Annotated in this window: 11 protein-coding genes and 1 tRNA gene; 11 read left to right on the top strand and 1 reads right to left on the bottom strand. The window is 49.0% G+C overall.

Annotated features, from left to right (window positions below; genetic code table 11):
• Positions 1–310: 310 nt before the first annotated feature.
• Complete coding sequence (locus tag LZ24_RS09060; RefSeq protein ID WP_144684739.1) at positions 311–1,837, top strand: HEAT repeat domain-containing protein; 1,527 nt, start codon at positions 311–313, stop codon at positions 1,835–1,837.
• Positions 1,838–2,034: 197 nt separating this feature from the next.
• A complete protein-coding gene (locus LZ24_RS09065; protein WP_144684741.1) occupies positions 2,035–2,706 on the top strand; it encodes a CPBP family intramembrane glutamic endopeptidase in 672 nt (223 codons plus the stop codon).
• Here LZ24_RS09065 and LZ24_RS09070 read toward each other — a convergent pair.
• Positions 2,693–2,968, bottom strand: coding sequence for a hypothetical protein (locus LZ24_RS09070; RefSeq protein WP_144684743.1), 276 nt, complete (start codon positions 2,966–2,968; stop codon positions 2,693–2,695). The genes LZ24_RS09065 and LZ24_RS09070 overlap by 14 nt on opposite strands.
• 852 nt (positions 2,969–3,820) lie before the next feature.
• On the opposite strand from LZ24_RS09070, the gene LZ24_RS09075 reads away from it, so the two are divergent.
• The 9 genes from LZ24_RS09075 to LZ24_RS09115 all read left to right on the top strand — a co-directional run.
• Positions 3,821–4,282 carry a chemotaxis protein CheX gene (locus LZ24_RS09075; protein ID WP_144684745.1) on the top strand — a complete coding sequence of 154 codons (462 nt, stop codon included), beginning with the start codon at positions 3,821–3,823 and terminating at the stop codon, positions 4,280–4,282.
• 153 nt (positions 4,283–4,435) lie between these two features.
• The gene (locus LZ24_RS09080) at positions 4,436–4,984 is read left to right on the top strand and encodes a hypothetical protein (RefSeq protein ID WP_144684747.1); all 549 of its coding nucleotides are present in this window, start codon (positions 4,436–4,438) and stop codon (positions 4,982–4,984) included.
• Positions 4,985–5,201: 217 nt separating this feature from the next.
• Positions 5,202–6,560: an ATP-binding protein gene (locus LZ24_RS09085; protein WP_144684748.1), complete on the top strand. Its 1,359-nt coding sequence runs from the start codon at positions 5,202–5,204 to the stop codon at positions 6,558–6,560.
• Between the two features lie 108 nt (positions 6,561–6,668).
• Positions 6,669–6,938, top strand: a complete 270-nt coding sequence (locus tag LZ24_RS09090; protein WP_144684750.1) for a glutaredoxin family protein — start codon at positions 6,669–6,671, stop codon at positions 6,936–6,938.
• Positions 6,931–7,848 (top strand): alpha/beta fold hydrolase, encoded by a 918-nt coding sequence (locus LZ24_RS09095; protein WP_144684752.1) that lies wholly within the window; start codon positions 6,931–6,933, stop codon positions 7,846–7,848. Before LZ24_RS09090 ends, LZ24_RS09095 begins: the two co-directional genes overlap by 8 nt.
• A 68-nt stretch (positions 7,849–7,916) precedes the next feature.
• Positions 7,917–8,249 (top strand): inorganic pyrophosphatase Ppa, encoded by a 333-nt coding sequence (locus tag LZ24_RS09100; protein WP_144684754.1) that lies wholly within the window; start codon positions 7,917–7,919, stop codon positions 8,247–8,249.
• 97 nt (positions 8,250–8,346) lie between these two features.
• Positions 8,347–9,678: a PhoH family protein gene (locus LZ24_RS09105; RefSeq protein ID WP_186443034.1), complete on the top strand. Its 1,332-nt coding sequence runs from the start codon at positions 8,347–8,349 to the stop codon at positions 9,676–9,678.
• A gap of 86 nt (positions 9,679–9,764) precedes the next feature.
• Positions 9,765–9,840, top strand: a tRNA-Ala gene (locus LZ24_RS09110).
• An 88-nt stretch (positions 9,841–9,928) separates the two neighbouring features.
• Positions 9,929–10,477, top strand: a 549-nt coding sequence (locus LZ24_RS09115; protein ID WP_144684757.1) for a hypothetical protein, incomplete at its 3' end; no start/stop codon positions are given.

A 10,477-nucleotide genomic window follows, 5' to 3' on the forward strand; every position in this document is an offset into this window, starting at 1 on the left:
TGAGCAGGAAGAAGAAAACTAAAAACAAACGTAACTGTTCAGCACGGTTTTCCAAGTACCATACCTGCAAGACAGATGCACAGGCCCCAGGCTATTTGCACGTGACGAAACGATTGCAATGTCACTTGCAAATAGCCACGGAGCCTTGCAACAGTACAAAGCTGCTGCAACTACAGCATTGCCAGTGCGGAATAAACTGTGCTGAATAATTACTAACAAACAACCATAACAGCAGTCCGGCCCAAAGCTGTTACAAGACTTTGACCGCAGGGAATCCGGACTGCCAACTATATCAAGATGGATTTAACCCATGCACCGATTTGTGCCCGTGCCCTCCATTCTGCTTCCCGGCCTTCTTGCCTCCGCCATACTGGCTTTCCTTCAGATTCATCTCTGCATGGATCCCATACTGAAAAATGCCCTTCTTCTTCAGGAACAGGGCATCCTCACCATCCCCCACGGAGCAGCCATCCAGACCCTTTCGGGGGCAGGTGCGGGCTTTTCTGCGGCCCTTCTCTTTGTGCTTTCTCTGGGCGCCGGACTCACGCTGGCAAGCTTTGCCCTTGCCTTTGCAAGTCGCCGTCTTGTCCCTGACCAGCGCTATATTCTTTTTCCATCCTTCGCCCTGTGGGCAGGCCTGCTTTTCTTTGTAAATCAAGATGGCCCGGTACTTTTTCCAAGCCTCTGGGTGCTGATCATCCCGGCCATCACATGGAAAAGCACCCTGAAACACCTGCCTGAATCCAGCATCCGTGAGCCCTTTTTCCACAAGCCCATGCACCTCGTCCCCCTTATTATCCTGACCCTTGCTGCCCTGCCCATGCTGAGCAAGGGCATGTTCCTCGATATCCGTGACAGCCTGCTTTTTTCCACCCGTGCAGGCCTTGCCGTCAGCGATGCCTATTACCAGCACACCCTGCCTGCCGCAGAAGTCATCAAACCCATTGCCGCAAGACAACTGAAGCTCTATCAGGCAGCCCCTGCTTTCTCCGAAGAAACAATATACCATCTTAAAGCTCAGGGCTGGCATCCCGCAGGCCCCGGAACACGACCCCATGTCCGGATCAGTGAACAAAACAGCCTCCTTACGGTCAGCGGCAGTGAAATAACAAAAACGAGGCTGTTCAGGCCGGACTTTGAATCCGCTCCCGGACACAGCCTCGACAAAGCCACCCTGACAGGGGACCGCCTCAAAGGTTTCCGCAGCCTTATCCTCTATTGTCTCATTCCGGGATTCCCCCTGCTTCTCTACACCTTCGTATTCTCCTCCCTGCGCTGCATCCTTGCATGGATTTTTGACCGGCCTGCGGCATCCCTGCTGGCCTCAGGCATCTGCCTTGCAACAGGCCTCTTTATGCTTGTCCCCATCCATTATCTCGGAAAAACGGAGCGGGGCCCTCAGGACACGGGAACCCTGAACAGCTATCTTGTTTCGGAAAAAAAAAGCCAGCGGCTCCATGCCATGCGCTCGGCAGCCAAAGGGAAAAGACTTCAGACCAGCAAAGAGATTCTTGAAACCTACCTCTCCCATGGCAACCCTGCGGAACGCTACTGGACAACGGCTTATCTGGGAGCAAGGCCATCGGAAACAAACTGGCCCCTTCTGCTGCAGGCCCTGAAAGATCCCCAGATCAACGTGGTCTGCAAAGCAGTGGAATCCCTGTCCCTTGCCGGTCCTGCCCTGAACAGAAGCAGGGAAGCACAGCAGGCCATACTGGAAACCCTCCAGACAAGCAGCCACCCCTACATCCAGTGGTATGCATTCCGGGCACTGAAAAGACTGGGGCCTCTGCCAGGCATAAGCAGCACAGGATCATTGCCCCTGACCTTACCATAATTGATGCATGCCGACGGGCACCCGTAAAGGGTTCCCTTACACCAAACAGAGCCGTAAAAACCATTCACAGGGGCAGAACTTCAAGCCTGCCCCTATGAAAACTCGCACCATGGACCTGAAACAACCTGACCAGCAAGCTGTGGCTGAGCCAGGGTAGTGACCAGAAAAGACATTGAATTTTTATGGGAATATAGAGGATGGACGAAAACCGGCGGACACACCTTGATGCCATCACCCTGATGCTGGCGGCAACTCTTGTGATCATCCTTGAATATGCAGCAGGATTTTTGCCCTCCGGCTGGCCCGGCCTTTTAAAAATATGCCTGCTGCGGCTTGTTCAGTGCGCCGTACTTCTCGGCCTGCTCTTTTTCAGAAAGCATCCACCCGCAGCCGCAGGTCTTGGCCTGACAAATCTGGGCAAAGGAATAAAAACCGGCATTCTGGGATGCCTCTTGATGGGAGTCAGCGCCCTTTGTGCCGGTCTTGCGCTTCACTTTAACGGCATCAGCCCCCTGCCCCTCATCCATGTACCTCTGCCTGAGGGCACAATCCATATCATCCTCTTTTTCATTGCAGGAGGCCTGATAGCACCAGTGGCGGAAGAGCTGTTTTTCCGGGGTTTCATTTTCGGATACTTAAAGAAATATGGCTTTATCCCGGCCCTTCTCATCAGCACCACCATCTTTGCCATGCTCCACTCTCCCCCCCAGCCCACCCAGTGGATCGGCGGGCTGGGTTTCGGGCTGGCCTATGGGGTTTCAGGAAGTCTCGCAGCCCCTGTCATTATCCACGCCTGCGGCAATCTGGTCCTTTTTTCCCTTTCATGGATGACAGCCCAGCCTTTTTTCAAAGCCCTTATTTATCCATGATGCCCCCAAGAATCAGGAGAAAAATCCCCATAGCAATCAAAAGAACGTACAAAGGCGCAAGAAGAACCGCATCCGCTGCTGTCTGAAGAATTTCCCATGGAAGCCTGTCCACCCAGGCAAGTCTTTCTGCAGGAATCATTGCTTCAAGGGTAAGATCCGCAGCCTCAAAATCCATTTCCATGAATCCCGCAATACCTTTAAGCAAAAGAAAAAAAAGCCCCCCAACAAGAAGCAGCCCACCCATAAACGTTTTTTTGAACATAGATCCTCCTCCGATGTCCATCACAGATTTTTTTCTGATTACCACGGTCTTTCAGCCATACAAAGCCTAATCATGGAAATTATTATGACCCGATTTTATGCGTGTTCGTTTATCGCAGATAAAGGGTGCCCCGACACAAAACAGGGCCGTAAAAATCCTTAACAGGGGCCGTCCTTACGGCTGCCCGCATGAAAACACATGGGCCTGATAAGAACAGACCAGTCAATGGTACCTGAGAAAGGGCAGAAATCAGCATATACGCCTGACGGCCTGTTCTGCACGGCCATTCCCTTTCCAACCCGCCCATACATGCAATTTGTGAGCCCTTACCCAAAAAACACCCTACGGATCTTCATGAAAAAATATTTTATATCACAGGCTCCATGCACTGAATACACAAAGCAGCGAAAAAACGAAGCTGCCAGCAACCATCTCCCGCAAAAATACCCATGGCAATCCTTTACGGACCAAAACCCTGCCCCAGACCATGAAACCTCGAGCAATTGATCTGTCTTGCATGTTGCCATGACAAAAAAAAACAGGAATCAGACAAAATTAAGCCTGTGCTATTACAAAAAAAGCCTTTGCAGGGAATGAAATCCCGTTGCATCACGGCCTTCCATCTGCTACCTTTTAACTCATTTCAGGTATTCTTGCCGGACATTGAATCTGGCTATGCAGCAGCACTGAAAAGCATTGCCTTTTCCAGCAGGCAGTCCGGGGATACCCGGACGACTGCAAAAAAAGCCCTTAAGGACTCAGTTTCGCTTCTGACCCGTACAAAAATTTCCTGCTGCCCCACTGGTCAGAACCAACGGACACGATTGACCTTCCCGCCCTGCAGAGGTTTATATGAAAGCCGAACATATCAATCCTTTCATCAGCGCTACCATTGGTGTCATTTCCACCATGGCCTTCGTCAAACCCGTTCCAGGCAAACCCTTTTTAAAAAAAGACAACAAAGCCATAGGAGACGTCAGCGCCATTGTGGGCATGACCGGACCTTCCCATGCAACCTTCTCCATCAGCTTTCAGAAGCAGGCCATACTGGCCATTGTCTCCGGCATGTTCGGAGAAACCATTGAAAGCCTTAACGACGAAGTTGCCGAAGCCGCAGGAGAGCTGGCAAACATGATCTCAGGACAGGCCCGGAAGGAACTGGAAACGACTGGTGTTGTTTATGATGGCGCCATTCCAACGGTTGCCTCCGGTGAAAACCATGAGCTCAAACACATCACGGATGGTCCCAAAATTGCCGTACCTTTCAGTGTGGCTGACAGCACCTTCACCCTTGAGTTAAGCTTTGAATCCTGAGACGCCTGTTTTTTTAAAGCCTTCCCATGCTTCTCATGCCGGACAGAAACCCTGACAAAATGCAGGAGCAATCAGGCACTGTCTTAGTGTGCCACCATTAACGATGCCCCATACAGCGCAAGCACCATGACATGAGACAAAGGAGGTGAGTCGATGACTGTAAAAAAACTCATTATGCTTGTCGAGGATGATCCTGAAATCAATTCCTCGCTGGAACTGGGCGCATTAAGATACTTCGGTGCAGATACAGATGTGGAGCTGTGCGTCGGACAAAGCATCCCCCAGGTTTCAGAATTTCTTGAGAACTATGCGAAAACAATTCCTGAAGCAAAGATTTACGCCATACTGGACTATAATTTAAGCAATAATTTTCCGGGTGAACAAAAACCTGCTGAAGCACTTTTTTACAACAACGATTTTCAGCACTTTTTAAAAAATGGTGGAATTGTAATCATATACAATGGCTACCCCGAACAGGTCATCCAGTCCAAGGCGATCATGCAAACCCATGACCTCTACCCTGACATTGCATTTTTTCTGGCAGAAAAAACAAAGGTTCCCATGGAAGACATTTTCAAAGTCATCAAGGCCGCCGTACCTGAAAAACTGTCCGGCCTGCGCAAACATGCCCTTAACTTCAATCATGATCTTTCCGCAATGATCAAAACCATGAGAGCCGGGCAAAAAAGAGCTGTCTCTTAAAAAGACCAGCTCCACAGACCAGCACTGAAAACAACATCTGTACAACCTTACCGAAGAGAATCATACATCTTACTTATTAATAAGATCAAAACTTACTCGACAGGACATCTTCTGTTTCAGGCTTAATGATAATGGTCAGATATTTTTATCTACGCCAAGTGGGAAATGATCTTTTTAGTACCCGAAGGATTAATCCGAAAAGCAGGATACCGAGCGGATGCAGGATCAGAATGATTATGTAAAAGACAAAATCATAACCCTCCTGAATACGCCTGATGCCGGAAAAGATCAGTTCCGTTCAGCAACTGTTTTTTTGTTAAAAGAATATGAAATTCTTTTTCAGCAGCTCAGAATACTTGAAGCCGTCCGTGGGCAGCAGAAAGAAACCATCGATAAGCAAAACGAAAAAAAACTGCTGCATGATGAACTCGTAAAGGCTCTGAAATCAAACTTCCAAAGGCTGAACAGTACCAATCAAAAACTCAAGGCTGCCAATGCAGAAATCAGAGAAAGACAAAGGATTCTTGTCCGTCTTGTTGGAGAGATTTCAAGGATTCAGGTAGCCGGAGACAGACATTCCCTGAGGAACATGGCTCTGATCAAAATGGAATCAGCAAGAACAAGGGCCATTGAAGCTGTTACTGCACAAATCATGCTTCTTTATCATTACAGTTCAGGCAACGAGAGCCATCTTGCGTTCTTGCATACATGCTGCAGTCCTTTTGGCATAACAGCAACCATGTTTCAGAATCCGGAACAGATCAGAATTAAACTGATGCAGCTTGTACTTGATGACCCTTCTGATACTCAGACACCAAAAACATTCCATACAAACGACAAAGATTCATTTCTTTCCTCATTTCTTCCTGAAGAAACCTGTTTTTCCGAAGCCTACAGATCCTACCTTGACATCCTTAAACGTTTTCAGGGCAGCGGCCTGCCCTCCCTGCTTCTTGACACAGATATCTTTGGCCTTTTTTTGCCCGTTCTTGAAATCCGGAAACTTGGCATGGAGATGAACCTGCGCCTTACAGCAATGGACAACCTTATAATTAATGAAAAACTACCCTTCTCCGAGATCCTGCAACAGGCCTTCAGGCAGGCCTGCCTGGAAAAAAGCAGCCAGATCCAGATTCTTGAAGATTTGAAATTCAATCCTGTCTTCAATACCAACAGCAAAATTTTCAGCTATGTACTAAGGGATCTTATATATAATGCCATTGATGCAGGAGCCACGGAAATACTTGTCAGCAGCTCTGAAGAGGCACCATCCAAAACAGAACTGCCACGCTCTTTTTCTGAAGGAGCTGTCTTTTACCTTTGCCTTGGCGATAACGGTACCGGGATGACAAAATGGCAGGTTAAAACTATAAATCAATACCTTTCAGGATCCGTAAGCTTCCCTGACTCCCTGTCGGAAAAGCCAGGCGGCGGGCAGGGAAGCCGCAGCCTGAAAGATTTTCTTCCGCTTCACAGAGCCTCCTGCTATTATGTCAGCAATGGAAGCGGTACAAGGGTTCACCTCTTTTTCTCCCAAACGGATATCATGGGAGGCCAGCCCAGTCATCACCCTTAATGAATACCGTCAAACCGCTGTCAACCTTACAGATCTGCTCAGATAAACCGGGAATGGCCATCTTCCCGGTAATCCTTAACGGAACCAGAAACCAAGGGAGTCATAAACATGCTCAAAGTTTACAGTGCCACATGGTGCCCACACTGCCAGAAAGCCATTGACTGGCTGAAAAACCAGAAAATACCCTTTGAAGTCATTGATATTGAAAAGGCAGGAGAAGAAACCGTAAAAAAAGTTATTGGCGCAAACGGCGGCGATGACTGGGTAGTGCCCACCCTGGAGTACCGGGGCCTGTGGCGGGAAGGAAAGGGTTTTGAAGCTGCATCCTTCCGGGAAGATCTCGTCCGCATGGGCGTGGAGATGCCAGCAGATGCATGAAGAAACCCTGCACTTTCAAAGCCGCTGGATTGCCTCCCGACAAGGAGAACTGCATACCCTCCAGAGCAAAAACAGTGGAAAAGAGCCTTTGTTTTTTGTCCACGGAAACAGCCTCTGTGCGGCAGCCTGCCTGCCGCTCCTGGAAAAACTGCATCAGGCGGGCCACCCTGTTCTGGCGGCAGACATACGGGGCCACGGACTTTCCACAGAGGATGGCTCCCTGCCCCTGAGAAACTGGGATATTTTCATCCATGACATTGCCCTGATCCTCAAAGAAACACAGACAAAACCCGTCACAGCCATTGGCCATTCCATGGGTGGCTATTTTCTCTATGCCGCAGCAGCCCGCTTTCCGGAACTCTTCTCCCGGATCATTCTTCTGGATCCTGTAATTTTTCCACCCGGCCACATTTTTCTTTTCCGTCTCACCCAGGCCCTGAAACTGAAAAACTGGTTTTCCCTGCCCCGCAATACCCGGAAAAAAAGGCGCCTTTTCCCGAACAAAGAAAGTGCTGCAAGCCATTACAGGGGCAAGGGGATGTTTCGCTTCTGGACAGAAGACAGCCTTCAGGGATTTCTGGATCAGGGCCTGAAACCAGCCGAAGAAGGCGGCCTGCGGCTTTCCTGCCAGCCGGAGCTGGAAGCCCGCTTCTATGAGAGTGTTCCCACGGACACATGGAAACATGCTCCTGCCATTGGCTGCCCGGTTCATATCATCCGGGCAGAGACCTCCCACCTTTTTGCCCCGGAGGCGGCATCACGGCTGAAAAAGAAGATTCCCCTCTGCGAAATCCACGGGATGGAAAATGCCGGTCATTTTTTCCCACTGGAAAACCCGGAAGGTACCGCAGACATCATTTTACAAAGATGCCTGAAACCTTCTTCCCATGAACAAAGAATATCGCTATAATACTAAACCAAGTTTGTTTTCAAACCTCAACGATCCTTTTATCCATACCCGTCCGGAGGTGAGTTCCCATGAATACCATGCATTTTCTGGAAACCATCCCTAAACTTGAAATTACATCTTTCAAGGATACAGACCGCATCCGGCTTTTAAAAAAAAGCCACATGCCCTTCTGCGGCACCCCCAGAAAGCACCCCTTTGACCCTGAAAAGCTCTATCTTCTGGCAGACCCCGAAGGCTGCGACCCCTGCTATTACGAGTTCCACATCAAAGACATTTCCTTTGTGGAAGAACTTGCAAAAATTGTGGACATTGAAGGCAGAACCGTTTCCCGCATCCGCCTCTGGATACGGCGGGGAAGCAACGCCACACCCTGCTCCCCCTTTCTTGTGGAGGGCTTCTGAGTCATTTTATAAAATAAACTTTTTATCACAAGACGGCATTCCGGCATAAACGGAATGCCGTCTGTCGTCCTGACCCTTAGCAAAACAGGGAGTTTCCATGCCCACAAATACCATTAAAAAATTCGTCCTTGATACCAATGTCATCCTCCATGACAGCACCTGCGTGTACCAGTTCAAGGACAACGACATTGTCATACCCATCAGCGTCATCGAAGAACTGGACCAGTTCAAAAGGGGAAGCGGCATGCTGAATTACCATGCCAGGGAATTTCTCCGGGCAGTGGACACCCTCTGTGGCAGCAAGCTTTTCAATGGCGGCGTATCCATTGGTGAGGAAAAGGGAAGACTCTCCATCTGCCTGCAGCAGCCCTTCCATGAAGAAGTAGCCCGGAATTTTGACAATAAAAAAACAGATCACCATATCCTGAACACGGCCTATCTTCTTAGGGAAAACCATCCCGGCACAGAAGTGATTCTTGTGTCCAAGGACGTGAATCTCCGCATGAAAGCCAAGGCTCTGGGTCTGAAATCCGAAGACTACACCACAGACCATGTCCGGGATATCCGCGAGCTGTATTCCGGTTACAGGGTCGAGGAGAATACGGACCCCGGTATCATTGACCGCCTGCATCAGGAACCCTTTGAGCTGGATGCCGAAGATTTCACCCCTTCCACCCCCTTCAGGCCCAATGAGTACGCCATCCTCCGCTGTGACAAAAAATCCGTTCTGGTCCGGATGGATGGGGCCAGCAGAAAATTAAAAAAAGTGGAAAAACCCACCGCCTACGGCATTTCTCCGAAAAATGCGGAACAGAGCTTTGCCCTGGATGCCCTGCTCAATGATGAAATCCCCCTTGTCACCATCACGGGCAAGGCAGGTACGGGAAAAACCCTGCTGGCCCTTGCTGCGGCTCTGGAACGCAGGGAAAATTACCGGCAGATTTTCATTGCAAGGCCCAATGTGCCCTTAAGCAACCGGGATCTCGGTTATCTGCCCGGAGACGTGAAATCCAAGCTGGACCCCTACATGCAGCCCCTCTATGACAACCTCACGGTGATTCAGAATCAGTTTTCCCACCACGACAAGAAAAAATCACGTATCAAGGAGCTGCTGGAAGAAGAAAAAATCATCATTTCTCCCCTGCCCTATATCCGGGGCCGGAGCCTTGTCAAAATTTTCTTCATCATTGATGAAGCCCAGAACCTGACCCCCCATGAGGTAAAAACCATTCTGACACGGGCCGGAGAAAACACGAAAATTGTTTTTGCGGGAGATATTTTTCAGATTGATCACCCCTATCTGGACGGTCAGTCCAACGGCCTGAGCTATCTTGTGGAGAAAATGGAAGGCCAGGAAAAACATGCCCACATCGACCTTGTGAAGGGAGAAAGATCGGCCCTTTCTGAGCTTGCCATTCAGCTTCTCTGAGTGAAATAAAATGCGTACAAAAAAAGGTACAAAAACATATTGACATTCGGAACAGGTTCCCATAAATAGAGCCTCGTTGTTTATGTGGGGTTGTAGCTCAGCTGGGAGAGCGCATGGCTGGCAGCCATGAGGTCAGGGGTTCGATCCCCCTCAGCTCCACCAAATACTTAAAATCATACGTTTTTCTTTTATTTGGGGTTGAATTTGGGAACCTGAATACAAATTTCAGGCACAAATGAGGCCCTTTTTTATGTCCGGAAAAACGTACCTGCTCACTACTCCCACATCCTGCTTTTTCCGCCTGACAATTCCCGTTGACCTACGCAATCTTTTCGGTAAAAGAGAGCTGAAAAAAAATCTTGGGAAATTCCCCCGGTCTTCTGCAAAAGATCTGGCAATGATCCTTGCAGGGAAGTTTAAAGTTCTCTTTAAAAAAATCAGGAATGATGAAAAGATGAAAGGCATAAGCCCCGATCAGATCAGGCAGATCACAGAAAAATTTTTCCAGGACGGACTCCAAGGCATCGAAGATGAATTTACCTGTTATCAGGGCGGTGCCTTTGATGCAGAAAGCCGGAAGGAACGGCTTGCTATCATCCAGGATTCCATTGATGAATCCAAAGATGCTTTATCCTTGGGAGACTATGACCACGTTCACCGTGCCGCCGACAGATACCTTGAAGACGCTGGAATAACAGCCGACAAAGAAAGCCAGGACTACCGAAGCCTATGCCGTGAACTCCTGAAAACAAACATTGTCCTTGATGAAATCCATCAGAAGCGGATGCATGGTGACTAC

The sequence above is a fragment of the Desulfobotulus alkaliphilus genome, from assembly GCF_007830435.1.
Lineage (GTDB): Bacteria > Desulfobacterota > Desulfobacteria > Desulfobacterales > ASO4-4 > Desulfobotulus > Desulfobotulus alkaliphilus.